We start from the raw sequence: 26807 nt of genomic DNA, 5'->3' as shown, positions 1-26807 counted from the left end.
ATTACGGCAGGCAAAGGCCTTTGCCTTCTCCAATGGTGCACCCGGACTTGTTTCATGATGCACGGGCGCAACAGTGGCTGCACTGTAAGCGGCTTGACTTGGAAGCGGTCTCACGAAACAATCTCTCGCAAAGAGATAATGCGGGCGGCCGGTCCTAAGAGGGATGCGATCGGCCCCGGACATGAGGACGGGAGAGGGCAGTGGGCGCAGCGCGCAGAGTCTCGACTGAGGACATCCCAGACCGCGACCGGCTGGGGTTCTGGAATGCCGGCGCCGCGGCTATCGGCGGGGTAGAAGCCGACCGGATCGAGGACCACGTTTTTCAGGGCGTCGTCGTCCGGCGGGCGCTCGGCGATGCCAAGGTCTTTCGGCTCGACACATCCCCGCATCGCGCGGCGTGGACGCGGCGCCTGATTGCCGCAGGCGAAGCCGATCCGCATGTCCGCATCTGGTTTCAGCACCGCGGCTCGACAATCGTCTCGACCCGCCATGGCGAGCATATCGTGCGGGCCGGGCAATGGTCTGTGAGCGACGGGCGATATCCCTATGTGGCGACGCATCTGGAAGCCTCGCGCAAGCTGGCGTTGCAACTACCGCTCGGCCGGCTGGCGCGCCACGAGCAGGACGCAATCGCCCGGCTGCCCGGTGCGCTGCAGGTCGGCGGCGGTATCGCACGGATGCTGCAAGCCTGCCTGCATAGCGCGATTACCACCACCGCCGAGACGGACGACCGGCTCGATGCCGATCTTGGCGAGACGATGATCGATTTCATGCGCATGCTGCTGCACGAGCAGCGGCTGGGTAGCGACGTGGCGCCGATGCGCGAACTCACCCAGGATCGCATCCGTGCTTTTGTGCGGCGGAACGTCGGCAATCCCGCTCTATCCGTGGATATGATCGCCCAGGCGATGAAGTGCTCGAAGCGCTATGTGCACAAGGTCTTCAACGGTGACGAGACGATCAGCGAGTATATCTGGGGAACGCGGCTTGAAAGCTGCCGCGCCGCGCTGGCGTCGCCCAAAGCGGCGCAGACGACGCTGACGCAGATCGCCTTCGAGAACGGCTTTAGCAGTTCCGCGCATTTCAGCCGCGCCTTCCGGGAAAAATTCGGCACCGCCCCCAAGGCGTACCGCGCGCAGATGCTGGATGCCGGTTCACGCACGGACAAAACGCGCATGTCCGCCCCGACAAGCGCGGGGGCGTGATGATGCTAGGCTGACAGCCGATCGAGTGGAGGGTGTGATGCGGTTGGTTCTGGCGCGTGTGGGAGCGTTGATGATGATGGCGATGTCGAGTGGCGCCGTGCAGGCCGAGGCTGGCTGCGACAAAGCCTGCCTGGAAGAGATTATGGGGCAATATCGGGCGGCCTATCTCGCCCATGATGTCTCGGCTGCGCCCTTTGCCGATCATGTGCGCTTTACGGAAAACAATATCGAGATGGCGTTTCCCGATGCGAGTTGGGATACTGTGACGGAGGAAGTCGGTACGGCGCTGACGCTCTCCGACCCGCAGACCGGGCAGGCCGCCGCGTTCATGGCTATCAACCAGAGCGAGATTCCAGGCTATCTCGCCGTGCGGCTGAAGATCGAGAACCGGAAGATTACCGAGGTCGAGCATATGCTCTCGACCAGGCGCAACCTGAGTTCGCCGCCGACGCCGTTTGCAGAACCCAAGGATTTCGTGCGCCCCGCCGACCGGGCCGCACCAGTGCCTCAGGCGCGCCGCAATAGCCGTGAGGAATTGCTGAGCCTGGGCGATGGCTACTTCCAGACGCTGGAGAATAACATCGGCGAAATCCGTAACACGCGCTTTGCGCCCGATGCGATCCGCTACGAAAACGGCATGATCTTCGGCGATATCGAGAAGGATTTCCGGCTCGGTCGCTATGCCTTCAACAATAAGGTCAGGCGGGTACCGATCCTCGTCGATGAGGAGCGGGGCATTTCCTTGTTCCGCGGCTTTATCGATCACAAGGGCGTTCTGGCCGATTACACCCTGACCGACGGCACGCCGCGTCGATCCATCTTCCGTGAGCCGCATAGCTGGGCGCTGCTGGAAATGTTCAAGATCCAGGGCGGCATGATTACCGGGGTGGAAGCCACGTTCATCACGGCGCCCTATAATGCGACGTCGCCCTGGGGGCCGGGCAACGGGAAGTAGGCGCGGACCGAAGAGGCGTATCGAAGCGGCATTTCGAAGGGCCGACCCTTCGATACGCCGCTTCGACAAGCTCAGCGGCTACTCAGGACGAACGGAGGGAATGTCCTTGCGGTCCCCGCGCGCCTAGCCTTCCACCAGATCGCCCATGATCTCGCGCGCGAGCCCGCCTGCGTCGGGCTCCACGCGGCAGGACTGGTCGAACAGCATCGTCGCGCGGTCGTTCCGCTCATAGGCCGGCCAGTGTGGCAATCCGCTCGCCTGATCATTGGGATCGCCATTGGTGGCGAAGGCGACCCAGGCGCTGCTCATCTTGGCCGCGAGCATGGCCGGGGCGTCGCCCTCGCCCAGCAGGGCGCGGGCGGACTGCGGCGTGTTGAGGATGAACGGCGTCTCCATGGTGTGGAGGGCGCCCAGCTTCCCGTCGAGCGCGGGGCTCTGATAATCGAGCCGGTACATGAAGGCGGGCGCGCCTTCCTTGCGCTCGGCCTGCGCGATGATCGGTGCCTGGATGGAATAGTCGCTGAACAACTGGAGGAAGAGCCGGCTCGGCGTGGCATCGGGATAGGCCTGCCGGTAGCGGCTTAGGACGGTGCCGGTGCGGTCGCCGAGAAACGCCTGGGAGCGCGTCTCAAGGCCGGCCTCGTCCAGCGCAAAGGCGCCGGGATCGTTGCCCCAGAAGAAGCTCATTTCCTGCGCATTGCAGCCGATGAGCATGGGGATGGCGTTGGTAAGCGGCGCCGCGCGGGGCGAGAAGGGGTGTTGTGGAAGCAACAGGGGATCGAGCACTGGCGCGAAACAGGGCAGATGCGTGAAGTTGCGCGGCTTCAGCTCATCCGCGACCGCATGATAGCCCGCAAGCAGGGTCGGCATGGGCAGGGTGAGCAGGCTCCGCCAATCGCTGCGTGCGATGTTCAGCCGGTGCAGCAGCCGGTCGGTCGCGGCCGCCGCATCCTCCCGCTCCATGAAGCGCAACGCCGGGCCGCTCTGCACGCCGGCACGGTGGATGAGGCCCTGCGCGGCAGGACTGCTCATCAGGAAGCTGGTCTTCATTCCGCCGCCGGAGGTGCCGAACACCATGATGCGCGCCGGATCGCCGCCGAAATTCTCGATATTGTCGCGGATCCAGCCGAGCGCGGCGATGATGTCCTGCATTCCCGCATTGCCGGCATGCGCGAATTCGTCGGCCTCCGTCAGGCCGGCGAGGTGGGTGTAGCCAAAGGCATTGAGGCGATGGTTGAGGCTGACGAATACGACATCGCCGCGCGCAGCGAGCTTGCTGCCGTCCACCGCCGAGCCTGAGCCGCCATAGAAGAAGCCGCCATGCAGGGAGACCATCACCGGCCGCTTGCGGCCATCGCGCAGGCCGCTGGTCCAGATGTTCAGGAACAGGCAGTCCTCCGATTCCGGGAGCGGCGGGGGTAGGGGTGGCGCATTGGCCGGGCGCGGCAGTTGCGCAAGGATGACATAGGGCGGGCCGGGCGGCGGATTGGGGTTGGATTGCGGCGCGCTGGCCCCGAACGCAAGCGCATCGGCAATGCCTGTCCAGGCCTCCGGCGCGACGGGCGGGCGGAAGCGCTCGGCCCGCGCATAGCGAATGCCGCAAAACGCCATCACATCGCCTTCGAGGCTGCCGCGCAGGCGCCCATATTGCGTGTCGGCAATCGGTTCGGATGATGTCATCGCAAAAGCCCTTGGCAGAATGATGGCGGGAGCGGTCGTCGCAGCAAAGACGGCTTTCAATGCCGTTCGTCTGCTGACGCCGGGGTGAGCGGGCATGGCAGGCTCCTCTGGTTCGCCTCATTCTAGGAAGTCCGGCCCTCTCGCAATTTGCGGACAGGGAACTCTTGTTCGTCTGCCGGTGAACTGGGCGCTCGAAGATCGCCCCCGCGCGCGCATGAGGGTCGACAGGGCGCATCGCCCGCGCCAAGGCTGGAGCGGACATGAGCGAGGCGGCGGTGGAACGAACAGAGCAACTGAAAGAGAGGGGCTTCCAGTTGGCCGGGCTGGAGCACACCTTCGGCTTTTTGCTCCATGCGGCCTGGCGCGATGCCTCGACGACGTTCAACCGCTTCTTCGCCGGCACGGACATGACGCCGAGCGCCTATTCCGTTCTCCTGCTGATCCACAGCAACCCCGGTTGCGCGCCCGGCGACCTCTCTGAGATCATGGGCATCACCTCCAACAATATGACGCGCCTTCTCGACGATCTGGTCAAGCGCGGCTTCGTGGCGCGGGAGGTGTGCGAGGCGGATCGTCGCGTGCGCCTGCTGCGGATGACGGCGGCGGGTACGGATTTCCTGGCCGAGCTGCGGCGTTGCCACGATGCCTATGAGGCGCATTTCGATGCGCGCATCGGGCAGGAGCGGATCGCCCAGCTTTGCGAGCTCTTGCGCCGGTTCGGCTGACCGCCCGCTGCCGGACGTGGCGCAAGGCGGTTTGCCCACCGGCGGCTTGTTCCCGGCAATGCAAAGCACGATGCGTCGCCAGTAAAGCCCCGCGGGGCCGGCCCTTCTAACGATCATGTGCAATTGCAGGAGAGCAGCACGTGTCGGTGGAGTCGGACAATCGGGAGCATCGTCCCCGGTTGGCGCATGAACTGGGGCTTCTGGCCAGCCGCCGCCAGATGTTGCGCGGGGCGTGCGTGGGCGCCTTGCTGATCGGCGCGGGCGGCTCCGCCGTGCTGGGGCGTGCGGCTGGACCCACCCGGATGGATGCCGTGCTGTCCTTCCATTCCAACGAACCGTGGCTCGACCGCACTGGCCGCGCCGCGCCCTGGCATCCGCCGCGCGGGTGTCGCAGCGGCGAGGGCCTGGAGCCGCTGTCCGACGAGATGCTGCGCAGAGTGAATTGTTATGTCTGAACGGGTCTGCCGAGATGTGCGGCAGCCCTTGACCGGAGGTTCAAGTGGTCGATTTTTCTTCTGATCCGGCCAAGCGCGGCTTCTTTTCCCCGCAGCGCTATGATGCCGAGATTCTCGAGTGCGAAGTGCAGGGCACATTGCCCGCCGATCTGGTCGGCACCTTCGTGCGCCTGGGCGGCGAATGGTATTATCCGCCGAGCAAACCGGACGATGCGATGCTGCATACCGACGGTTATGTCAGCACCTTCCGGTTCAAGGATGGGCGCGTCTCCTACAAGGGCAAGTTCGTCCGCACGCCGCGCTTCCAGGCCAATCTCAAGGCGGGAAGGCAGCTCTTTGGCTATTATCGCAATCGCTTTACCGACGATCCCAGCGTGCAGGGCATCGACGGCACCGTGTCCAACACCACGCCGCTGGTCCATGGCGGAAAGTTGTTCACGCTCAAGGAGGATTCGCTGCCGCAGCAGATCGATCCGGTGACGCTGGACACGATCGGCGCGTGGGATTTCGACGGCAAGTATAAGAGCCAGACCTTCACGGCGCACCCGAAGATCGACCCGTTCACCGGCGAGATGATCGCTTATGGTTATGAGGCGACGGGGCCGGCCTCCAAGGACGTGTTCGTCTATGCGATGGACAAGGCGGGCCGGGTGACGCGCGAGACCCGTTTCGAGGTGCCCTATGTCTCGGTGATGCATGACATTGCCTTGACCGAGAAGCACATCCTCTTCCCGTTCGGTGGTTATGTCACCAGCATGGAGCGCTTGCGCGAAGGTAAGGTTCACTGGGGGTGGGACCGCAGCAAGGACAGCTACATCGGCATCATGCCGCGCGACGGCGAGGGCAAGGACATCCGCTGGTTCAAAGGCCCGGAACGGTGCATGATGCACACGTTCAACGCGCAGACCATCGGCAACAAGGTCGTGCTCTACGCCCCCTTCTACGATTCCAATTTCTTCCCCTTCTTCCCCAATGTCGATGGCTCCCCCTGGGACCCGACGCGGGCCAAGGCCTATGTCCGCCGCCTGACGTTCGACCTGAATTCCAGGAAGGATAGCTGGGAGGAGGAGATCCTGTTCCCGCTGCCCATCGGCGATCTGGGGCGGATCGATCCGCGTTATCTGACGCAGGAGAACCGCTACTGCTTCACGGGCTTCACCGATCCGACCCGGCCGTTCGACGAGGCGCGGGCGGGCAATCTGCGCGGGCGCGTGACGAACAGCTATGCCCGGTTTGACCTGCATACGAACAAGGTCGATCGCTATTTCCCGGGGGATACGCACAGCCTGCAGGAGTGCTGCTTCATTCCTCGCAATGCCGACGCGCCGGAGGGCGATGGCTATCTGATTGGCACGGCTTCCAATTATGCGGAGATGCGCTCCGAGCTGATCATTGCCGATGCGCAGCGGCTGGAGGAGGGCGAAATCGCCCGCGTGATCCTGCCGTTCCGCGCAGGTCCGCAAGTCCACGGCATCTGGGTGCGGCCGGACGAACTGGCGCCCTTTCCAAAAGCAGGAGGCATCGATGCGTGATGAGACCGAGGCCCTTGAGGCTGCAAAAACAGGAGGAGAGAGATATGGCCATGACGAGACTGCGGTGCCTGGCTTTGACGGCCGTAGCGATGGGGCTGGCCATGACCGGTAATGCCCAGGCTCAGAGCCTTTCGGCGGAGGACTATGCGGTCGCGCGCGCCGAGATCGTCAACCTGTCGAACCGGCTCATGATCGCGTCCGACGCGCGGGATGCCGAGACCTATGCCGAGAGCTTCGCCAGTGACGGCGTGCTGGACTGGATCGGCGGGGTGGAACATGGGCGCGAAGCGATCCGCAAGGCCATCGAGGAGTGGCGCGGCCAGATCGCGAAAAAGGCGACGATTCCGGCGGACGCCGGTTCGCAGCCGCGCACGCGCCATTATGTGCTCAACCACGACATCACGGTGAACCCGGACGGCAAGACCGCGTCGGGCCGGGTCTACTGGTTCGCGCTGACCAACAACACGCCGCAGACGGATGTGCAGGTGCTCTATTTCGGCCATGTCATCGAGGATTATGTGAAGGAAGACGGCAAATGGCTGTTTTCCAAGCGCGCGGTGTTCAACGAATCCCGCCACAATCGGGCATTGTTCTACCCCGAGCTGGGCGAGAAGGACCCGCGTCAGGCGGACTGACCGGCTGTGCTGAGCGTGCGCGGTGCCCGCAAGGGCAGCAATCGCTGGCCTTGCGTGCCTCGGGCGCGTCTGGCACGGGCGGCTGGACGGTTTGCCCGTCCAGCCACACCCGCCTGATCCGGATGCCTCGCCTGTCATGAGCCTGCGTCTTGCCATTTTCGATTGCGATGGAACGCTGGTCGATAGCCAGCACAGCATCGTCGAGGCCATGGATGGCGCGTTTCGCGCGGTGTCGCTGGTGCCGCCCGACCGCCAGCAGTGCCTCTCTGTCGTGGGCCTCTCCTTGCCTTATGCGATTGCCCGGCTCGTGCCCGATGGCTCCGACGCGCTGCGCGACGAAATTTGCGACCATTATAAGCTGCGCTTTCAGCATCTGCGCGCCTCCGGCGGGCTGCGCGAGCCTCTCTATCCGGGCATCGCTAAGCTGCTGGATCGGCTCGAAGCGCAGGGCTGGCTGCTCGCCATCGCCACCGGCAAATCGGAGCGGGGCTTGCGGCTGCTGCTGGAGCATCATGGCATGGCCAAGCGCTTCGTCTCGCTGCAGACGGCGGATCGCAATCCCTCTAAGCCGGACCCGGCGATGATTGGCGCGGCGCTTGCCGAGGCGGGCGTCGAGCGGGACAGTGCCGTGATGATCGGCGATACCAGCTTCGATATGCTGATGGCGCGGGCGGCCGGGGTCCAGGCGCTGGGTGTGGCCTGGGGCTATCATCGCGCCGAAGAGCTGATCGAAGCCGGTGCTGCATCCGTGGCCATGGACAGTGCCGAGCTGGCGAGTCATATCGGCCTTTCATGACAGAGACGACACCCAACAGCGCCGGTCCGGACCCGTCCGATGCCGCAGCGCAGGCCCGCCGTGCGGCCGCAGCCAAGCAGCGCTTTTACGCGATCGGCCTGTTCCGGCTGTCCGGCGCGTTCATCCTGCTGTTCGGCATGGCAATCTCGCTGGAGCGGTTCGATTGGGTGCAGGGTGACAAGGCGAAGTGGATGGGCGTGATCGTCTCCACCGTCGGCTTCATCCAGTTTCTCATCGTGCCCCGGATGCTGGCGCGCGCGTTCGCGACGCCGAAGGACAAAGGCTAAGCCCCGACATGAAGCGGTTCTGGACTTCCGCGCAGGCGATCGCGAGCGAGGACGGCTGGTCGATCGGGCTGGACGGGCGGGCGGTGCGCACGCCCGCGCGCGCGCTGCTGATCGTGCCCGGTGCGGCGCTGGCGCAGGCTATTGCCGAGGAATGGAACGGGCAGGGCGAGGAGATCGACCCCGCGACGATGCCGATGACCGGCTTTGCCAATGCGACGATCGACCGCGTGCTGCCGGCGCTGGGCGACTTTCGCGGGCAGGTGGCCGCTTATGCCGAAAGCGATCTGCTCTGCTACCGCGCCGATGGACCGCAGACGCTGATCGCGCGGCAGGAAGCCCAATGGCAGCCCTTGCTGGATTGGGCGAGCGAGCGCTTTGGCATCGCCTTCGTCGTCACGCAGGGCATCATCCCGGTGGATCAGCCCGCGCTGACATTGGCGGGCCTGCGCGCCGCCGTCGAAGCGCTTGATCCCTGGCTGCTCGCAGGCTTTGCCACGCTCGTGCAGATCAGCGGCACGCTGGTCGGTTCGCTCGCGCTGATGGAAGGCAGGCTGTCAGCGGAGGATCTGTTTGCAGCGGCGAGCCTGGATGAGGCCTGGCAGGCCGAGCAATGGGGCGAGGATGCCGAAGAGAGCGCGCGGCTCGCACGTCGTCGCACAGATTTCCTCAACGCGGCGCGCTATTGCGCGCTGGCGGCCGAGCGCTGAGCGTTCCCTTGCTCCGCGATTTGGTCTAGGGCGCGAACCATGACGCAAGCCGCTCTCGAAATTCAGGATCTCTGCAAGACCTACAAGGGCGGCAAGCGCGCTCTGGACGGCGTGAACCTCACCGTGCCGCGCGGCAGCATCTACGGCCTGCTGGGCCCAAATGGCGCCGGCAAGTCGACGATGATCAACATCCTCGCCGGGCTGGTCAACAAGACCAGCGGCACGGCGCGGATCTGGGGGTTCGATATCGACAAGGATGCGCGCAACGCGCGGCTCTCGATCGGCATCGTCAATCAGGAAATCCTGTTCGATCCTTTCTTCACGCCGCTGGAAACGCTGGAAAATCAGGCCGGCTATTATGGCGTGCCCAAGGCGGAGCGGCGCTCGATGGACCTGCTGCGCGCGGTGCATCTTGAGGATAAGGCATCGGCTTATTCGCGCACGCTGTCGGGCGGTATGAAGCGGCGGCTGATGGTCGCCAAGGCGATGGTCCATGCGCCGCCGATCCTCGTGCTGGACGAGCCGACGGCAGGCGTGGACATTGAGCTTCGCCAGCAGCTCTGGTCCTATGTCCGCTCGCTCAACGCGCAGGGCGTGACCATCGTGCTTACGACGCACTATCTGGAAGAAGCCGAGGAGCTGTGCGATCGCATCGCGATCATCAATCATGGCCGGCTGATCGCGGACAAGCCGACGCGCGAGCTGGTCGGCATGGCGCGGGAAAAGGTGGTGGAAGTCACCGTCGACCGCGACCTCGGCACGCTGCCCGCGCATGACCGGTTCGAGCGGGTCGAGCGGTCCGACGCGCGGAGCCTCAAGATCACCTATCTCAAGGACAAGGCCACGGCGGGCGATGTGCTCAATGTCGTGCAGGCGCAGGGCTATAGCATCGTGGACGTCTCCACGCACGATCCCGACCTTGAAGACGTCTTCCTGACTCTCACCCGCGCGGACGGTTGAAGAAACCTCTCACGCGTCAGACATGATGCGCAAAATGAAGGCCGCCGATTTGCACCGGCGGCCTTTCATGTGTTCAGACTGAGCGAGGCTCAGGCGAAGCTGGTCGAAACCCGACGACGACGCAGCTGCATGCCGGCGAGCGCGAAGCCACCGATCATGAGAGCCCAGGTCGCCGGCTCGGGAACCGCAGCCATCGACACATTGTCGACCACGAAGTCGGCTGCCGTGCTGCCGTCACCGAAGAAATTGAACTTCAGATTGGCCGGGCCGCTGTTCGTCGCGGTGAACTGCGTCGTGAAGGTGTACCAGGTCTGCGGCGTGGTGCCGCTCACGCTGCCCGCCGTGAGAGTCAGCCCCGCCGGTACATCGTCGATCAGGAACTGGAGCGAGGCGTCGAACGGATTGCCATAGCCATTCAGCGGCACAAAGTAATCGAACGACAGATAGTAGCTCACGCCGGCAACCACGTTCACGCTCTGCGAGAGCGAGTCAGGGTTGGCCGTGTCGGACGAGAAATAGGCGCCATAGGTGCCGCCGCCAGCCGGGGCGGGAATGGATTCGCCATAGGCACCGGTCGGGTAACCCGAGCCCTGACCATAAGCGATCACGACCGGAGCCGTGCCGCCGCCGACATTGCTCAACGACCAGCCGCTGAAGCTGCCCGACTCGAAGCCACCATTGGTGACGAGATTGGCCGCCATGGCGGGGCCAGTCAGGGCGAGCGCGACGGCCGTCCCAAGAAAATAAAGTGATTTCATGATCTTTTCTCCCACACGCAAACGCACAAGGCGTCACACGAGGCTTTGTACTCCATTTCGCGATATATTTCCTCTTCGTTAACTATCTTCCCTTGAGTTTCCGCCGAATAATCGGAAAGATCGTTCTCGATCAGTCTATTACGAGCTGCCGCATTGCAAAGCGCCGCGCGCAGGCTAGGACACGGCATTGCGCGCCATTCCACCACGCGGCCGCTCGGGACTTTGTGCATGACCATTTCCACGCATGACATCATCATCATCGGATCGGGCGCGGCCGGCCTGACCGCCGCCATTAACCTGGCGCAGACGCACAAGGTGCTGGTGCTTGCCAAGGGCGCGCTCGATTCCGGTTCGACCAACTGGGCGCAGGGCGGCATTGCTGCGGTGCTCGATGGCGGGGACAGCTTTGCGGCGCATGTCGAGGATACCATGGTTGCCGGCGGTGGGCTGAACGACCGGGCGACGGTGGAGTTCGTCGTGTCCGAAGCCCCGGCCGCGATCGAGCGGCTGGCGGCACTGGGGGTGCCATTCAATGCGGGCGAGGCCTTTGGCGAGCGCTGGCACCTCACGCGCGAGGGCGGGCATTCGCACCGCCGCATCGTGCATGTCGATGATGCGACCGGTCATGCGGTGCAGGTCGCGCTGATGGCCGCCGCACGCGCCAACCCGAACATCACCCTGATGGAGAATATGGTCGCGATCGACCTGATCACCTCCCGTCATGGCGAGCGCTATTCCGGCGATGGCCGGGTGTGGGGTGTCTATGCGCTCGACAGCAAGGCCGGGCGCGTGGAAGCCTTTGTGGGTCGGGCGACGATCCTCGCGACGGGCGGGGCAGGCCGCACCTATCTGTTTTCCACCGCGCCGCGTGGCGCGACCGGGGACGGGATCGCCATGGCCTGGCGGGCCGGCTGCCGCGTCTCCAATATGGAAATGATGCAGTTCCATCCCACCTGCCTCTACAATCTGGAGGTCAAGAACTTCCTGATTACCGAGGCGATGCGGGGTGAAGGCGGCAAGCTCAAACTGCCCGCGGGCGTGCCCGGCGGCGGCGAGCGGTTCATGGACCGGTTCGACCCGCGTGGCGAACTTGCGCCGCGCGATGTCGTGGCTCGTGCTATCGACCATGAAATCAAGCGGCTTGGGCTGGATTATGTCCATCTCGACATCAGCCACCAGCCGGCCGAGTTCATCAAGGAGCATTTCCCGACCATCTATGCGCGGCTGCTGAGTCTCGGCACCGACATCACCAAGGAGCCGATCCCGGTGGTGCCGGCTCAGCATTACACCTGCGGCGGCGTGGTGATCGACCTCGACGGGCGCACCGATCTGCCGGGGCTCTATGCGGCGGGTGAGGTGACCGAAAGCGGCCTGCATGGCGCCAATCGCCTGGCCTCCAACTCGCTGCTCGAATGCTTCGTCTTCGGCGAGGCGGCTGCCAATCACATCCGGGCGACATGGGCCGATCTGCCCGCGCCGCCGCCGATCCGGGCGTGGGACGAAAGCCGTGTGACGGACAGCGACGAGGAAGTCGTGGTGACCCACAACTGGAAGGAGATCCGCCGGTTCATGTGGGATTATGTCGGCATCGTCCGCTCCACCAAGCGGCTGGAGCGCGCACAGCACCGCGCCGATCTGCTCGCGCGCGAAGTCGATGACTATTACGGCAATTTCCGCGTGACGTCCGACCTCATCGAGTTGCGCAATCTGCTTGAAGTCGCCCGGCTGATCATCCGCAGCGCGCTCAAGCGCAAGGAGAGCCGGGGCTTGCATTACACGCTCGATCATCCCGACATGCTGCCGGAGGCTGTCGATACGGTGCTGGTGCCCTGACGTCAGAATGAGCAAAAAAAAGGGCGCGATGGCCAGGCCGTCGCGCCCTGAGGTTCTGACTAGGAGGGAAAACAGCAGAGCTGCCTTCAACGCTTCGACTGCGGATCGTCGCGTCACGATGTTTATGGGCGACGTCGGCAGTGCGCGCTTTGACAGAGATCAAACCGTTGCGATTTGCAATAATTAGGGCAGCGCTTGTTCCCGCGCCATCCTCACTTTGTCGCAAAAGGGATTCGGTACACCGCAACTGATCGCTTCGTTCTGGAATTATGCGCAGGGCTCAGTCAGTATATCCCTATGTTCGGCAAGGAAGATTTCAGCGCGTGAGGCAGGGTCTGGGGCCATTGTCGGCGGCGCTCGCGGTGCTCGCATTGGCGAGTTCGTGCACCGCCATTCCGTCATCGACACATCCAAGCGCGCGGATCGCAGCGCCGGCGCAGCCCGCCGTCCGCTACGCGCCGCCGCGCGAAGTCGTGCAGCCGGTCCCGCAGCAGGCCGCCGTTCAGCGGGTGCAGCGCGGCGGCACGGTGAGCGCGCCCTGGCTGCCCAATCGCAATGCCGTTCCCACGCCGCGCGTGCCGGTCACGGCAGCGCCGCCTGCGCTGGTCGCCAGCATTCAGGCGCTCGGGCGCCAGTTCAATGGCAAGGTCGGCATCGCCGTGCAGAGCGTGGATGCGGGGTGGACCGTCTCGCATAATGGCGATCTGCTGTTCCCGCAGCAGAGCGTCTCCAAGCTGTGGGTGGCGATGACCATGCTCGATGCCGTGGACCGCGGCAAGCTGACCCTGGACCGGGATGTCACCATCCGTCCGTCCGACCTGACGCTCTTCCATCAGCCCATTGCGGCGCTGGTGAACAGCGAGAAGGGCTACACCACCTCGCTGCGCAGCCTGTTCGAGCGGGCGATGACGCAGAGTGACAATACCGCGAACGATTCGGTTTTGCGCACCGTTGGCGGGCCGGACGCCGTGCGCAGCTATCTGGCGCGCCGGTTCATCGGATCGGACAGCATCAGGTTCGGCCCCGGCGAGCGGCTGTTGCAGAGCCAGACGGCCGGGCTGACCTGGTCGCAAAACATGTCCGCCGGGCGCAATTTCTATGCCGCGCGGTCCAACCTGCCGCGCTCCGTGCGCGAGCGGGCGCTCGACAACTATCTGGCCGATCCGCCCGACGGTGCGGCGCCGCTGGCCATCGTGGGCGCGCTGGCGCGGCTCCAGAAGGGCGAGATGCTCTCACCATCTTCGACGCAGGTTCTGCTGGCGACGATGGAGCGCGCCAAGACCGGTCCGCAACGGATCAAGGCCGGCGTTCCGGCCGGCTGGACCTATCTCCACAAGACCGGCACCGGGCAGGATCTGGCGCCGCGCTCGACTGGCTATAATGATGTCGGCATCATGACCGCGCCGGATGGCTCGAGCTATGCGATTGCGGTGATGATCGGCGAGACAACGGTGGGCATTCCACAGCGCTGGGAGCTGATGCAGGCGGTCTCCCGTGCGGTCGGCACGCTGCACCAGGGCGGCGCCCGCTACAGCGCCGCGCGCTGACCATAGCTTTCGTTTAGGAAATGCCGCTAAGAGCGGGGCGGGGCGGCGTCGACCGCGCCGGTCCATGATGCCTTATCGGAACCGACATGCCTGCCACTTCTTTTTCCGATCTCGCGATCGTCATCGTCAATTACCGGACGGCGGATTATGTCATCCGCTGCGTGGACTCGCTGGTTGCGGAACGGGTGCAGGCAGGGCCATTCGAGGTCATCGTGGTTGACGGTGGCTCGGCTGACGGGTCGGCAGAAAAACTCACCGAGCATTTCGCTCAACCTGAGTGGAACGATTGGGTCACGGTGCTGCCGCTGGAGCGCAATGGCGGCTTTGGCTGGGCCAATAATCAGGCGATGTTGCGCCTGCTCCAGCGCCCCGCGCCGCCGGCCTTCATTCATGTGCTGAATCCCGACACGCTGGTCCAGCCCGGCGCGATCACGGCCTTGCTGGAGGCCATGCAAGCGCGCCCGCGCGCCGGGGCCGTTTGCAGTCGCCTGTTGGAGCCGGATGGCGCGCTGGCCGGCTCCGCTTTTCGCTTCCCGACGCCGGGCCGGGAGTTCGTTCGGGGATGCGGCATGGCCAAACTCGGGACGATGCTCGGCATTGCACCGACTTTGGTCGAGGGCGAGACGCCCGTCACTGCAGACTGGCTCACCGGCGCCAGCGTCCTGTTCCGCAGTGCCGCGCTTCGGGAGACCGGATTGTTCGACGATGGCTTCTTCCTCTATTTCGAGGAAGTCGAACTGATGCACCGCATGGGCCGCGCCGGCTGGGAGATGTGGTTCGTGCCGGGCAGCCGCGTGATCCATATTGCCGGGGCCGCCACGGGCGTCGCGAGCGGGGCGCAGGTCGCGGTGCGACCCTATCCGGCTTATCGTTTCGAGGCGCGGCGGCGTTATTTTGTGCGCACCGGCGGCGTTGCGCGGCTGTTCAGTGCCAACCTTGCGTGGCTTGCCGGGCGGGCGCTGGCGCTCGCCTCGCGCCCGTTGCGTGGGCCGAGGGCCGACGCCGTTCCGCAGGAGGTGTCGATGACCTTGCGGCATGGCTTCTGGCCCAAGCGGGCGGATGGGCGCGCCTCCATCCCCCGGTGGGATGAGCCAGCAGGTCGTGCGCCGGGCTGGACCGCGCCATGAGCGTCGTGGCGCCGCGCACGGGCATCGTGGCGATTGGCCGGAACGAAGGCGAGCGCTTGAAGCGCTGCCTCAGAAGCGCGCCGGCTGATTGTCCGGTGATCTATGTCGATTCGGGTTCGACGGATGGCAGCATCGCCTTCGCGCAGAGCCTCGGCATTGGCGTGGTGGAGCTGGATGTCGCGACGCCTTTCACTGCGGCGCGTGCGCGCAATGCCGGATGGCGGCGCCTGCTGGCGGATCATCCCACGCTCGATTTCGTTCAATTCGTCGATGGCGATTGCGAACTTGCGCCGGACTGGATCGGTCGGGCCGAACAGGCGCTGGATGCCGAGCCGGGACTGTGCGCGGTCTTCGGGCGGCGTCGCGAGCGCTTCCCCGCTGCCAGCTTCTACAACGCGCTGTGCGACGATGAATGGAATGTCCCCGTTGGGCTGGTCGAGGCCTGTGGGGGCGATGTGCTGTTCCGCGTGGCGGCGCTGTCGCAAGCCGATGGCTATGACGGCAGCCTGATTGCCGGCGAAGAGCCTGACCTTTGCCTGCGTCTTGGTGGGATGGGCTGGCAGGTGCGGCGGATCGACGCGGAAATGACGCTGCACGATGCCGACATTCACCATGCGCGCCAACAATGGCTGCGTGCGCGCCGGGCCGGCTATGCCTTTGCCGAGCATGTCGCGCGTCATGGCGATGCGGCATTTCCGAGCTGGCGCCGCCAGCGCAACAGCATCCTGCTGTGGGGCGGTATGATCCCGCTCCTCATCCTGGGCGCGATCCTGCTCGGGCTGGTATCGGGCGTTGCGCCGTTGATCTGGGCTGCGCTTGCGATGCTGCTGATGTATCCCGCTCAGGTCGTGCGGATCGCGGCCCGCAAGCGCGCGGCGGGGTCGCCCCTGCGCTTCGCCATGGGCTATGGTCTGTGGATGATGCTCGGCAAGTTCGCGCAATTCGGCGGCTTGGCGCGCTATCATCTGCGCGCGCGGGGGGGAGGGCCGGCCCGGCTTATCGAATATAAGGGCGCAGAAGGGAGTGCGCGGCCATGAGCTTCAAAGACATGTGTCAGCTCGTGCGCGAGGATTATGCGGCGCATGGGCGCGAATGGACCCGGCCGGGTTTCCGCACCTTATTCTGGCACCGGTTCGGCAACTGGCGGATGACGGTGCGCTCCAAGCTGCTGCGGGCACCGCTCAGCATGATCTATCGCTGGGGCTACCGGCATTGCCGCAATGTCTATGGCATCGAGATTCCCTACACCGCGACGATCGGCCGGGGCGTGATCGTCGAGCATCAGGGCGGTATCGTGGTGCACGGGGCCAGCATCATTGGCGACGGATCGATCATTCGGCAGAACTGCACGCTGGGCTTGCGGTCCTTGCAACGGCTTGATGAAGCCCCGATTATCGGGCGGAATGTGAACATCGGCGCCGGTGCTGTGATTATGGGGCGCGTCACGATTGGCGATGGCGCCGCCATTGGCGCGAACGCGGTGGTGATGACGGATGTGCCCCCCGGTGCTCTCGCGGTCGGCGTCCCGGCGGTAGTGAAGGTCCGCTAGGCGCTTTTCTTGCCAACCAGTGCGCACGCAGCTATAGCCACCCCCTGACGATGGCGGCCTCGCACGGGCCGCCTTTTTCTGTTTGAAAAGCCGTGCGAGGAAGGAAGAGTAGTCTTATGTCTATCACCCCGCTCATGCCCGTTTATCCCCGGTGCGATGTGCGTCCGGTGCGAGGCGAGGGCTGCTATCTGATCGGCGAGCGCGGCGAGCGTTATCTGGATTTTGCCAGCGGCATCGCGGTCAACGCGCTGGGCCATGGCCATCCGCACCTCGTGAAAGCGATTGCCGAACAGGCCGCGACGCTCATGCACGTCTCTAACCTCTACGGCTCGCCGCAGGGTGAGGCGTTTGCGCAGCGCATTGTCGAGAACAGCTTTGCCGATACGGTGTTCTTCACGAACAGCGGCGCGGAAGCGGTGGAATGCGCCATCAAGACCGCGCGGCGCTATCACTTCGCCAATGGCAACCCGCAGCGGCACAAGCTGATCACGTTCAAAAACGCCTTCCATGGGCGGACTTTGGGCACGATCAGTGCCACCGACCAGCCCAAGATGCGCGACGGGTTCGAGCCGCTTCTGCCCGGCTTCGATTATGTCGCGTTCAACGATCTGGAGACGGCGCTCTCCAAGATCGACGATGAGACCGCTGGCTTCCTCGTGGAGACGGTGCAGGGCGAGGGCGGTCTGACCGCTGGCAAGCCCGACTTCATCAAGGGCCTGCGCGAGGCGGCGGACAAGCACGGGCTGCTGCTGGTGCTCGATGAAGTGCAGTGCGGTTATGGCCGCACCGGCAAGTTCTTCGCGCATGAGCATTATGGCGTGAAGCCCGACGTGATGGCCGTGGCCAAGGGCATTGGCGGCGGCTTCCCGCTCGGCGCCTGCCTTGCGACGGAAGAAGCCGCCAGGGGCATGGTGTTCGGCACCCATGGCAGTACCTATGGCGGCAATCCGCTGGCGATGGCGGCGGGCATGGCGGTGCTCGACGTGCTGCTGGAGCCGGGCTTCCTGGAGCAGGTCGCGGCAACCGGCGAGCGGCTGCGCGGCGCGCTGGAGCAGCTCATCCCCAATCATGACGATGTCTTCGAGGAAGTGCGTGGCCTCGGCCTCATGCTCGGCGTGAAGCTGAAGCCGCAGGTGGAGGCGCGCAACTTCGTGGCGCATCTGCGCGACAATCACGGCCTGCTGACCGTCTCGGCCGGCGAGAATGTCGTGCGCATCCTGCCGCCGCTGGTGATCGAGCAGAGTCATATCGACGAAGCGATCGCCAAGCTTTCGGCAGGCGCCGCCAGCATCAAGGCAGAGGCGAACGCATCATGATCCGGCATTTCCGCAATCTCACGGATGCAGGCGGCGACGCGCTCGCGGCCATTCTCAACGATGCGATGGACCGCAAGGCAGCGCGCGCGGGCATGCCCAAGGGCGCTGTCGACAAGGACGCGCCGCTGGCGGGCCACACGCTCGCCATGATCTTCGAGAAGAACTCCACGCGCACCCGCGTGAGCTTCGACATGGCGATCCGCCAGCTCGGTGGTTCGTCGCTGATCCTGGACAGCGGCACGACCCAGCTCGGTCGTGGCGAGACGGTGGCGGATACCGCCCGCGTGCTGAGCCGCATGGTCGATCTGATCATGATCCGCACCGACGATCACGCCAAGATCGAGGAAATGGCGCATCATGCGACCGTTCCGGTGATCAACGGCCTGACCGACCTCTCGCATCCCTGCCAGATCATGGCCGATCTGCTGACTGTCATCGAGCATGGCCTCGCCTTGCCGGGCAGCCAGTGGGCCTGGCTGGGGGATGGCAATAATGTGCTGCACTCGATCATCGAGGCGGCCGGGCTGTTCAAGTTCGACGTGCGCATCGGCGTGCCGGAAGGGTTCGATCCCGATCCGCGCTTTGCCGAGGCGGCGCGAGCTGGGGGTGCGACGATCACGCTCACTCGCGATGCGGTGGAGGCGGCCAGCGGCGCGGACGTCGTCGTAACCGACACATGGATTTCCATGGGTCAGGCCGGCGGCGACGCCAAGTTGCGCGCGATGATGCCCTATCAGGTGACGCCCGCGCTGATGGCCCGTGCCAAGCCGGATGCGAAATTCCTGCACTGCCTGCCGGCCCATCGCGGGGAAGAGGTGCTGGAAGAGGTGATCGATGGGCCGCAGTCGCTGATCTGGGATGAGGCCGAGAACCGCCTCCATGCCCAGAAGTCGGTGCTGCTCTGGGCGGCGGGCCTGATTGGCTAGGACCAGCCGCCATTCAGCGGCGGCCATCATCTGAATGTTGGTCGGTGCTAAACCAGGCACAGGACATCCGGCGCCGCGCCGGAGTTCCACAGGATATGCCGGGGCGCCCAATGCGCGCTCTGGCATAATTCACGCATGATCGGCGCCGGGGCACGGCGGATTGCCGCGCTGTTCGCGCCGCCCGAGCGGACGTCGGGGCATTTTCTGCTGATCGATGCGATGCGTGGCGTGGCCGCGCTGGTCATCATCTTCTGGCACTATCAGCATTTCTTCTACCCGCCGGGCGCCGAGCGGGCGATGGCCGGCTTCCGCCCGCAGCAGCCCTTTTTCGAGGAGGCCAGCTGGCTCTATGAGCATGGCAAATATGCCGTGCAGCTCTTCTGGGTGATATCCGGCTTCGTCTTCGCCCATGTCTATCATGGCCGGAAAAGCAGCACGCGCGACTTTGTCGTGAACCGGCTCGCGCGCCTCTATCCGCTTCACGTGCTGACGCTGCTGATCGTGGCGGGCTTGCAGGGAATCGCGCAGGCGAAATTCGGCGCATTCCTCGTTTACCAGCACAATACGCTGGGCAATTTTCTGCTGCATCTTGGTCTTGCCTCCAACTGGTGGCCGACGGTGGTCTACAGCTTCAATGCGCCGATCTGGTCGGTGTCTATCGAGATTCTTGTTTACGCGCTGTTCTGGCTGAGCTTGCCGGTGCTGTTTCGCGCGGGCGTGCTTGGGCCCGCCCTGCTGGCCGCAGGGGCCATCGCCGGATGCTTCCTGTTCGAGGGCTACATCCTCTTCATGTGCGCGGCAGGTTTCTTCGGCGGCGCGGCGCTGTTTGCTGTTCACGCCAATCGCGCCATCTGGCTCTCCATGCTGGTCGTCCTGCTGCTGGGGGCAGGGGGATGGACGAGCTGGGACGATAGTCTCGATATTCGGCGCTATCTCTCTGTTCCGCTGTTCAGCATGGCGATCGTGCTGCTGGCTGCCCTGCTGGAGCCCTGCCTGCGGGCGAGCCTGTTACAGCGGACGCGCTGGCTGGGGGATGCTAGCTACGGCATTTATCTGTGGCATTTTCCCGTCCAGCTGGTGCTGCTGCTCGCTGTGCCGGGTCTGGCGACTGACCATCAGCTGGCGCGCGAGCCGGCCTTCTTTCTGATCTTTATGACCAGCGTGGTCATCATCGCGGTGCTCTCCTTCCGCCTGTTCGAGACACCATCGCGGCGCTGGTTGCGGGCCCGGCTGGAGGCGCGGCCTCATCCGTCAGCTTCCTCGCAGGCGGCGCCTTAGACTCTCGCCCCTTAGACTTTCGTGAGGGGAGTGCCTATCTAGGTGCCATGTCAGAATTCGATCCTACCCGCACAGAGGACCGCGTCCTCGGTTTCGCCCTGCCTGCCCGCAATGTCCGTGGTCGGCTCGTGCGCCTTGGCCCTGCGCTCAACGCGGTGCTCGCCGCCCATCGTTATCCGCCCGTCATCGAGAAGCTGGTGGCCGAGGCCCTCGTGTTGGCCGCTCTGCTCGGCGCTATGCTCAAGGATGATGAAGGCCAACTCACCCTGCAGGCGCAGACCGAGCAGGGTGCGGTGTCGCTGCTGGTCGCCGATTATATGGGCGGCGCGGTGCGCGGATATGCGCAGTTCGATGAGCAGCGCCTCGCCGAGTTGGGCGAGAATCCGACGCTCTTCGGTCTGTTCGGCAAGGGTTATCTGGCGATCACCTTCGATCAGGCGGTCACGGGCGAGCGCTATCAGGGCATCGTCCCGCTCGAAGGCACCGGCCTCGGCGCGGCGGCGGAGCATTATTTCGCCCAATCCGAGCAGATCCCGAGCATCGTGAAAATCGCGGTTCGGCACGATGCGGAAGAGGGCTGCATTGGCGGCGGCATGCTCCTGCAGCATCTGCCCGAAGGCGAGGTGGGGCGGGAGCGGCTGCATGTGCGGCACGATCATCCCGATTGGGAGCATGTCATGATCCTCGGCAATACCCTGTCCGAGGAAGAACTGACCGATCCCGCACTGGGGCTGGAGGATATCGCCTGGCGCCTGTTCCATGAGGAAGACGAGATTCGCGCGCTCTCCAGCGCCGATTTGCGCAAGGGCTGCCGGTGCGACCCGGAGCGGATTCGCGGCGTGCTGGGCCGGTTCGACCCCGCCGAGCGCACCTCCATGGCCGACGAGCGCGGGGTGATCGCGGTCGACTGCGCGTTCTGTTCGCGGATTTTCGATATCACCTTGGCCGAGTTGCAGGCCCCGCACTGAGGCGCACGCCCGCCGGCAAATTTGACAATCTGCGACAAGCCGTGCATTTCCATCGTTGAAATATTGCGGTATCCGGCCTCGTCGGCCGTTGCCGCCTGCAAACGAAGAAGTGGCTGAAGCGACATGGCATTTAAGGCAGCGATGCTGGCGATAGGGCTTGCGCTGGGCAGCTTGCTGGCGCCCATGTCCATGGCGCAGGCGCCGCAGGCGGGTGGGCTGGACTCGGTCGAATCGGGCGAGTGGGAGCTGCTGGAGCGCGGGAGTAATCAGGCCGCGCGCCGGATTTGCATCAGCGATGGCAGCCAGCTGCTCCAGCCCAAGCACCCCTATCGGCAGTGCGAGCGTTACCTGATTCGCCAGTCGCCGCGTGCCGTCGCGGCATCCTATGACTGTGGCGAGGGCGGCCGTGGTCGCACTGATCTGCGGATCGAGACCTCGCGGCTCGTGCAGATTTCGTCGCAGGGCGTGTCGGATGGACTGCCCTTCGCGCATGAGATGGAAGCCCGACGGGTGGGGGCTTGCCGTCCCGGAGTTGCGGGGCGCTGAAGCTGAGCGAGTTCGGTGCTGCTGGAAGGTACAGGCATATCTCCCCTCCTTTAAAGAGGAGGGGCTAGCACTGCCGCAACGGCGTTCTCCCGCCCGAGCGCCCGCTCGCGAAACCCGAATTCATCTCATCCCGTGACAGGGGCAGGGGATTTGCGCTAGCGCGAGGCATCATGTCACCGATATCGTCTGCATCGCACGCCCCCGTGGCGGTTGTCCTTCTTTCCGGCGGACTCGACTCGATGGTCGCCGGCGGACTGGCGCGCGAGGCGGGGTTTCGTCTGGCGGCGCTCACCATCGATTATCAGCAGCGCCACCGCGTCGAGCTGGAGGCCGCCAAGCGGGTGGCGGCCGCGCTGGAGGTGGAGCGCCATGTCGTGCTGCCGCTCGACCTCTCGCTGTTCGGTGGATCGGCGCTGACCGCTGACATCGACGTGCCCAAGGAGGGCGTGGGCGAGGGCATTCCGATCACCTATGTGCCGGCGCGCAACACGATCTTCCTCTCGCTCACGCTTGGACTGGCCGAGGTGGTGGGGGCAGAGCGCATCTACATCGGGGTGAACGCGCTGGATTATTCGGGCTATCCGGACTGCCGCCCGGAGTTCATCGCCGCGTTTCAGCATATGGCATCGCTGGCGACCAAGCAGGGCGTGGAAGGCGCGCCGGTGCAGATCGCCACGCCGCTCCAATATATGAGCAAGGCGCAGATCGCCGCCGAGGCGGCGCGGTTGGGGCTGGATGCCGGCATGAGCTGGTCCTGCTACGATCCGACGCCCGAAGGCCTGCATTGCGGCCTGTGCGATAGCTGTCGCCTGCGCGCGAAGGGCTATCAGGAAGCCGGCTTGCCCGACCCGACGCGTTACGCGACGCATCCCTGAGCCGCGCCGATGAGCTACGCCGTCAAGGAAATGTTCCTCACCTTGCAGGGGGAAGGGATGCAGGCCGGTCGCCGGGCGGTGTTCCTGCGCTTTGCCGGCTGCAATCTCTGGTCCGGGCGGGAGCAGGATCGGGCGAGCGCGATCTGCCAGTTCTGCGACACGGATTTCGTGGGGACGGACGGGGAGAATGGCGGCCGCTTCGGCGCGGCACCGGCGCTCGCGCAGGCTGTGGCCGATCTATGGGGTGATGAGGCCGGCCAGCGGTTCGTCGTCATCACCGGCGGCGAGCCGATGCTGCAGCTCGATGCGGCGCTGATCGACGCACTCCATGCCGCCGGCTTTGAAATCGCGGTGGAGAGCAACGGCACGCTGGCGGCGACGCCGGGCGTCGACTGGCTCTGCATCAGCCCCAAGGCCGGCAGTGGCGTGACGCAGCGTCGGGGCGATGAACTCAAGCTGGTCTGGCCGCAGCCTGGAATCGACCCGGCCGAGCTGCTGGATTGGGACTTCGGCCAGTTTCTCGTGCAGCCGATGGATAGCGGCACCCCGGAGGCCAATGCCGCAAACCGGGAGGCCGCCATCGCGCTGGTCCTGTCAGACAGCCGCTGGCGCCTGTCCCTCCAGACCCACAAGTTGCTCGGGCTGAAGTAGCGCTTACTCCGAGGCGACCGTCTCGGTGTCTTCAGAGCTGGCATTGGCGGCGGGCTCGCTCGTCTGCTTGCGGCTGACGCTGCCGGCATTGCCCACGGCGCCGAGGCCATCGGCCTTCACGGCATCGAGGTCGGTCATCGAATCGTTCACCGTGCCTTCCAGCACGTTCATGTCCCGCATTTCCACCGTATTGCCCGAGCTGTCCTGCGCGCCATCGCAGCCGGCGAGCGCGAGACCGCCCATGGCCGCAAGCAGAAGAAGGGGAACATGGGTCTTGCGCATCAGCGGCATCCTTTCTGGTCTTCTTAGTCGTGGCCGATTTCCCGATCGGTCGAGGCCCCCTCGGCAGCACGAGGAGCCGGTCTTAAAGAGGGATGCCGCAGGGCTCAAGGGGCCGTGGAACCCGACCACCCCGTGGCTGCGGCCGTTCACCCGCCGTCGGACTCGAGCGCTGCCAGCATGGCCGGCAGATGCGATTGGAGAATGGCATCGAGGCGGTGCATGTCGGCCGGGCGTCCCAGATCAGCGAGGCTGGTGACGCCAAGATCGCTGATGCCGCAGGGCACGATGCCACCATAATGCGCAAGGTCCGGCGCGACATTGACGGAGAGGCCGTGCAACGTCACCCATTTGCGCACCCGCACGCCAATGGCACCGATCTTGGCCTCCACCCCGTGCGGCCCCTGCGTCCAGACGCCGACGCGGCCATCCACGGTCCAGGCCTCGACGCCGAGATCGGCCAGCGCGGCGACCATCCACTGCTCCAGCGCGCGGACGAAGCGCCGCACATCGCGTCCGCGTCGGCCCAGATCGAGATTGAGGTAGACGACGCGCTGGCCGGGGCCGTGATAGGTATATTGCCCGCCGCGTCCGGTGACATGGACGGGAAAGACCGGCGCCAGAAGATCGGTCGAGAGCGCGCTGGTGCCGGCAGTGTAGAGCGGGGGATGTTCCACCAGCCAGATGCGTTCGCGCGCCTCGCCAGCGGCAATCGCCGCGACGCGCGCATCCATATCGGCCAGCGCGCTTTCATAATCGAGCAATCCCGGCTCGATCCGCCACTCAGGGCTGGCCGGGAAATCCTGTTCGGGGAGGGAAGGTGCGGTCATCCCGCCCGAGATGCGATCTGCGACCAAATTTGGCAAGGCATGGCTCGCCTATGGCGCGCGGGGCAGATATTGCCTATCGAGCGCGGAAACGGGAGCACAAGCGGTTGAGCAGGATCGATCTGGCAGCGATATGGGACGACGCCAAGCAGATGGGCGCGGCAAACCGTGACATTCTGGGCGCCGTGGCCGGCATGTTCATGTTCCTGCCCGCTCTGGTGGCCGAGCAGCTCGTCAAGCAGCCCGAGCCGCTCGCCGAGAACGCCACCAACGACATGATGCTGGCGCGGCTGACCCAATATGCCGAGCTGAACTGGCCGGTACTGCTAGCCTTCGCTGCCATCTCGTCCTTCGCCGTGCTGGCGATGCACGCGCTGCTGCTGCGTGGCGAGCGACCGACGGTGCGGGAGGCTCTGGTCATGGCACTGCCAGTCCTGCCCGGTTTCTTCCTTGCGAATCTTCTGCAGGGACTGGGCGCCATGGGCGGCTTCATGCTGTTCATTCTGCCCGGCTGCTATCTGATCGGCCGGCTGGCCTTGATCGCGCCGGTCGCCGCAGCGGAGTCGCAGCGCAACCCGCTCACTATCCTCCAGCGCAGTGCCGCGCTGACGCGGGGGAACGGGTGGCGCGTGTTCGGCGTGCTCGGCCTCATTTTCATCATGATGATCATGCTGGGGGTCGTGCTCACCTCCGTCGTGGGGGTGGTCGCCGAGCTGCTGCTGCCGGCCGACATCGCCGACCTGCTGATCGCGATGGTCTCCGCGTTGGTGGAAACCGCCCGGACGGTCCTCGTCGTGCTGATCTGCGCCGCGCTCTACCGGGCGACGGCGGGTGCGCCGGCAGCCGGAGCGCCGTTCAGCTCCAGGTGACGCGCGGCGGCAGGCTCATCAGGATCGCGTCGATATTGCCGCCGGTCTTGAGGCCGAACAGCGTGCCGCGATCATGCACGAGGTTGAACTCGACATAGCGGCCGCGCCATTCGAGCAACTGCGCTTCCTGCTCCGCCGTCCATGGCAATCCCATGCGGCGGCGCACGATTCGCGGAAAGGCCTCCAGAAACGCCTCGCCCACTGCTTGCGTGAACGCAAAGCTCTCCTCGAACGGCCCTTCGAGATGGTCGTAGAAAATCCCGCCCACGCCCCGGTGAACCTGGCGGTGGGGGATATAGAAATAGTCGTCCGCCCATTTGCTGAAGCGCGGATAGTAGCTTTCGTCATGCGCGTCGCAGGCGCGGCGCAGCGTGTCATGGAAGTCCGCCGTGTCTTCCTCATAGACGATGGGCGGATTGAGGTCCGCGCCGCCGCCGAACCAGCGCTTGGTGGTGACCAGCATGCGCGTGTTCATGTGCACGGCCGGCACATGCGGATTGGCCATATGCGCCACGAGGCTGATGCCGGTGGCGAAAAAGCCGGGCTGCTCCTCGCCTGCGCCGTGGATCGTCCGGGCGAATTCGGGCGAGAAGGCGCCGCCGACCGTGGAGACATTCACCCCGACCTTCTCGAACACCTTGCCCTTCATGACGCCGCGCACGCCGCCACCGCCACCGCCCTGTTCGATCGGACCGGACGGCTGGCCGTCGCTCTCGCGCCACCAGGACAGATAATCGAACGCCGCATCGCTGCCGGCCTCGCGCTCGATCGCCTCGAACGCGGCGCAAATCCGGTCCCGCAGGCTTTCGAACCAGGCGCGGGCGGCCAGCTGTTGATCGTCGAGGCTGTTGGGAGCGGTGGAAGTCATGCGGGGAAAAGTCCGGTCTGTCTGAGAGCTTCGCCAAGCGCGATGCCAGTTGCCACCGCCACGTTCAAGGAGCGAAAGCCCGGCGCCATGGGAATCCGCACGCGCAAAGCCGCTTGTGCGTGGATCGCCTCGGGCAGACCGGCGCTCTCGCGGCCGAGTAAGAGGATGTCGTCGCACTGGAAGCTGGCATGGGGCAGGGGCACGCTGCCGACGCTGGTCAGCGCCACCAGACGCGCGCCATCCTTCAGCCGCTCGGCGATGAAGCTCTCGAAGTCCACATGCCGCGTCACATCCGCCTGCGCGCCATAATCCATGGACGCCCGGCGCAGCTGCGCGTCGGACACTGGAAAGCCGCAGGGAAGGATGATGTCGACCGGGATCTGCCAGCAGGCGGCCAGTCGCAGGATGGTGCCGACGTTGCCGGCGATATCGGGCTGATAGAGGGCGATGCGCATCCTCACCTCCTAGCCACGGCCCCTGCGCAATCCCACCCCTCTTGCGCCCGGCTGGAAAAAGGCGGGCGGGCCACGAAATTGAAGGTTGGCAAATCGCAATCAAGGGCGCTATCAGGCGCCCGAACGCGCCGGGACCATCCTGGCGTGCGGTGTGTCGTATCATTCGGCGGACGAGCGGACTTCCGGCCAATAAGGAAG

29 protein-coding genes are annotated in these 26807 nt (G+C 65.1%); 23 read left to right on the top strand and 6 right to left on the bottom strand.

The window, feature by feature from the left end; all coding sequences use genetic code 11:
- The first annotated feature begins 200 nt into the window (after nucleotides 1-200).
- Together M2341_RS13860 and M2341_RS13855 are read left to right on the top strand one after the other, a co-directional pair.
- The gene (locus M2341_RS13860) at nucleotides 201-1205 is read left to right on the top strand and encodes a helix-turn-helix domain-containing protein (protein WP_264585629.1); all 1005 of its coding nucleotides are present in this window, start codon (nucleotides 201-203) and stop codon (nucleotides 1203-1205) included.
- 37 nt (nucleotides 1206-1242) lie between these two features.
- Nucleotides 1243-2160, top strand: a complete 918-nt coding sequence (locus tag M2341_RS13855) for a hypothetical protein (RefSeq protein WP_264585628.1) — start codon at nucleotides 1243-1245, stop codon at nucleotides 2158-2160.
- A 123-nt stretch (nucleotides 2161-2283) separates the two neighbouring features.
- Here the strand turns inward: M2341_RS13855 and M2341_RS13850 are convergent, their stop codons facing one another.
- A complete protein-coding gene (locus tag M2341_RS13850) occupies nucleotides 2284-3840 on the bottom strand; it encodes a carboxylesterase/lipase family protein (RefSeq protein ID WP_264585627.1) in 1557 nt (518 codons plus the stop codon).
- A gap of 260 nt (nucleotides 3841-4100) precedes the next feature.
- Here M2341_RS13850 and M2341_RS13845 point away from each other — a divergent pair, with 260 nt between their 5' ends.
- The 8 genes from M2341_RS13845 (at nucleotide 4101) to M2341_RS13810 (ending at nucleotide 9937) form a co-directional block, all read left to right on the top strand.
- Nucleotides 4101-4565, top strand: a complete 465-nt coding sequence (locus M2341_RS13845; protein WP_264585626.1) for a MarR family winged helix-turn-helix transcriptional regulator — start codon at nucleotides 4101-4103, stop codon at nucleotides 4563-4565.
- A 140-nt stretch (nucleotides 4566-4705) separates the two neighbouring features.
- Nucleotides 4706-5020 (top strand): hypothetical protein, encoded by a 315-nt coding sequence (locus M2341_RS13840; RefSeq protein ID WP_264585625.1) that lies wholly within the window; start codon nucleotides 4706-4708, stop codon nucleotides 5018-5020.
- Nucleotides 5021-5064: 44 nt separating this feature from the next.
- A complete protein-coding gene (locus tag M2341_RS13835; protein WP_264585624.1) occupies nucleotides 5065-6552 on the top strand; it encodes a carotenoid oxygenase family protein in 1488 nt (495 codons plus the stop codon).
- 44 nt (nucleotides 6553-6596) lie between these two features.
- Nucleotides 6597-7187, top strand: coding sequence for a nuclear transport factor 2 family protein (locus tag M2341_RS13830; RefSeq protein ID WP_264585623.1), 591 nt, complete (start codon nucleotides 6597-6599; stop codon nucleotides 7185-7187).
- Nucleotides 7188-7323: 136 nt separating this feature from the next.
- Complete coding sequence (locus M2341_RS13825; RefSeq protein ID WP_264585622.1) at nucleotides 7324-7983, top strand: HAD-IA family hydrolase; 660 nt, start codon at nucleotides 7324-7326, stop codon at nucleotides 7981-7983.
- Nucleotides 7980-8270 carry a purine permease gene (locus M2341_RS13820; RefSeq protein WP_264575130.1) on the top strand — a complete coding sequence of 97 codons (291 nt, stop codon included), beginning with the start codon at nucleotides 7980-7982 and terminating at the stop codon, nucleotides 8268-8270. Before M2341_RS13825 ends, M2341_RS13820 begins: the two co-directional genes overlap by 4 nt.
- Nucleotides 8271-8278: 8 nt before the next feature.
- Nucleotides 8279-8977: an ATP12 family chaperone protein gene (locus M2341_RS13815; RefSeq protein WP_264585621.1), complete on the top strand. Its 699-nt coding sequence runs from the start codon at nucleotides 8279-8281 to the stop codon at nucleotides 8975-8977.
- Between the two features lie 39 nt (nucleotides 8978-9016).
- Complete coding sequence (locus M2341_RS13810) at nucleotides 9017-9937, top strand: ABC transporter ATP-binding protein (protein WP_264573451.1); 921 nt, start codon at nucleotides 9017-9019, stop codon at nucleotides 9935-9937.
- Between the two features lie 89 nt (nucleotides 9938-10026).
- On the opposite strand, the gene M2341_RS13805 is transcribed toward M2341_RS13810, so the two are convergent.
- The gene (locus M2341_RS13805) at nucleotides 10027-10695 is read right to left on the bottom strand and encodes a PEPxxWA-CTERM sorting domain-containing protein (protein WP_264575133.1); all 669 of its coding nucleotides are present in this window, start codon (nucleotides 10693-10695) and stop codon (nucleotides 10027-10029) included.
- A 228-nt stretch (nucleotides 10696-10923) separates the two neighbouring features.
- Here M2341_RS13805 and nadB point away from each other — a divergent pair, with 228 nt between their 5' ends.
- The 12 genes from nadB to queE all read left to right on the top strand — a co-directional run bounded on the left by nadB (nucleotide 10924) and on the right by queE (nucleotide 23311).
- Nucleotides 10924-12528, top strand: a complete 1605-nt coding sequence (nadB, locus tag M2341_RS13800) for an L-aspartate oxidase (protein WP_264585620.1) — start codon at nucleotides 10924-10926, stop codon at nucleotides 12526-12528.
- A gap of 323 nt (nucleotides 12529-12851) precedes the next feature.
- Nucleotides 12852-14075, top strand: coding sequence for a class A beta-lactamase-related serine hydrolase (locus tag M2341_RS13795; protein WP_264585619.1), 1224 nt, complete (start codon nucleotides 12852-12854; stop codon nucleotides 14073-14075).
- Nucleotides 14076-14161: 86 nt separating this feature from the next.
- On the top strand, nucleotides 14162-15202 hold the full coding sequence (locus tag M2341_RS13790; protein WP_264585618.1) for a glycosyltransferase family 2 protein: 1041 nt from the start codon (nucleotides 14162-14164) through the stop codon (nucleotides 15200-15202).
- A complete protein-coding gene (locus tag M2341_RS13785) occupies nucleotides 15199-16239 on the top strand; it encodes a glycosyltransferase family 2 protein (RefSeq protein WP_264571126.1) in 1041 nt (346 codons plus the stop codon). The genes M2341_RS13790 and M2341_RS13785 overlap by 4 nt, the downstream gene beginning before the upstream one ends.
- Nucleotides 16236-16751, top strand: coding sequence for a serine O-acetyltransferase (locus M2341_RS13780; protein ID WP_264571125.1), 516 nt, complete (start codon nucleotides 16236-16238; stop codon nucleotides 16749-16751). The genes M2341_RS13785 and M2341_RS13780 overlap by 4 nt, the downstream gene beginning before the upstream one ends.
- Before the next feature lie 116 nt (nucleotides 16752-16867).
- Nucleotides 16868-18067, top strand: a complete 1200-nt coding sequence (locus tag M2341_RS13775) for an aspartate aminotransferase family protein (protein ID WP_264585617.1) — start codon at nucleotides 16868-16870, stop codon at nucleotides 18065-18067.
- Complete coding sequence (argF, locus tag M2341_RS13770; RefSeq protein WP_264585616.1) at nucleotides 18064-18993, top strand: ornithine carbamoyltransferase; 930 nt, start codon at nucleotides 18064-18066, stop codon at nucleotides 18991-18993. Before M2341_RS13775 ends, argF begins: the two co-directional genes overlap by 4 nt.
- Nucleotides 18994-19128: 135 nt before the next feature.
- Nucleotides 19129-20271: an acyltransferase family protein gene (locus tag M2341_RS13765; protein ID WP_264585615.1), complete on the top strand. Its 1143-nt coding sequence runs from the start codon at nucleotides 19129-19131 to the stop codon at nucleotides 20269-20271.
- 47 nt (nucleotides 20272-20318) lie between these two features.
- Complete coding sequence (locus tag M2341_RS13760; RefSeq protein ID WP_264575141.1) at nucleotides 20319-21239, top strand: Hsp33 family molecular chaperone HslO; 921 nt, start codon at nucleotides 20319-20321, stop codon at nucleotides 21237-21239.
- A 123-nt stretch (nucleotides 21240-21362) separates the two neighbouring features.
- Nucleotides 21363-21785 carry a DUF3617 domain-containing protein gene (locus M2341_RS13755; protein ID WP_264585614.1) on the top strand — a complete coding sequence of 141 codons (423 nt, stop codon included), beginning with the start codon at nucleotides 21363-21365 and terminating at the stop codon, nucleotides 21783-21785.
- Between the two features lie 170 nt (nucleotides 21786-21955).
- Nucleotides 21956-22660, top strand: coding sequence for a 7-cyano-7-deazaguanine synthase QueC (gene queC / locus M2341_RS13750; RefSeq protein ID WP_264585613.1), 705 nt, complete (start codon nucleotides 21956-21958; stop codon nucleotides 22658-22660).
- 9 nt (nucleotides 22661-22669) lie between these two features.
- On the top strand, nucleotides 22670-23311 hold the full coding sequence (gene queE, locus M2341_RS13745; RefSeq protein WP_264571118.1) for a 7-carboxy-7-deazaguanine synthase: 642 nt from the start codon (nucleotides 22670-22672) through the stop codon (nucleotides 23309-23311).
- Between the two features lie 3 nt (nucleotides 23312-23314).
- Here queE and M2341_RS13740 read toward each other — a convergent pair whose 3' ends face one another.
- Nucleotides 23315-23593, bottom strand: coding sequence for a hypothetical protein (locus M2341_RS13740; RefSeq protein WP_264571117.1), 279 nt, complete (start codon nucleotides 23591-23593; stop codon nucleotides 23315-23317).
- Nucleotides 23594-23739: 146 nt separating this feature from the next.
- Nucleotides 23740-24420: a lipoyl(octanoyl) transferase LipB gene (gene lipB / locus M2341_RS13735; RefSeq protein ID WP_264585612.1), complete on the bottom strand. Its 681-nt coding sequence runs from the start codon at nucleotides 24418-24420 to the stop codon at nucleotides 23740-23742.
- 104 nt (nucleotides 24421-24524) lie between these two features.
- Between lipB and M2341_RS13730 the strand changes: the two genes are divergently transcribed.
- Nucleotides 24525-25286, top strand: coding sequence for a hypothetical protein (locus tag M2341_RS13730; RefSeq protein WP_181560431.1), 762 nt, complete (start codon nucleotides 24525-24527; stop codon nucleotides 25284-25286).
- On the opposite strand, the gene hemF is transcribed toward M2341_RS13730, so the two are convergent.
- Nucleotides 25273-26154, bottom strand: coding sequence for an oxygen-dependent coproporphyrinogen oxidase (hemF, locus tag M2341_RS13725; RefSeq protein WP_264585611.1), 882 nt, complete (start codon nucleotides 26152-26154; stop codon nucleotides 25273-25275). The two genes, M2341_RS13730 and hemF, sit on opposite strands and share 14 nt — an antisense overlap.
- Nucleotides 26151-26609, bottom strand: coding sequence for a tRNA (cytidine(34)-2'-O)-methyltransferase (locus M2341_RS13720; RefSeq protein WP_264585610.1), 459 nt, complete (start codon nucleotides 26607-26609; stop codon nucleotides 26151-26153). The genes hemF and M2341_RS13720 overlap by 4 nt, the downstream gene beginning before the upstream one ends.
- Between the last annotated feature and the right edge of the window lie 198 nt (nucleotides 26610-26807).

The sequence above is a fragment of the Sphingobium sp. B7D2B genome, assembly GCF_025961895.1.
Taxonomy (GTDB): domain Bacteria; phylum Pseudomonadota; class Alphaproteobacteria; order Sphingomonadales; family Sphingomonadaceae; genus Sphingobium.
Note: the sequence above shows the minus strand (reverse complement) of the source record. Positions and strands in the feature narration are given on the sequence as shown.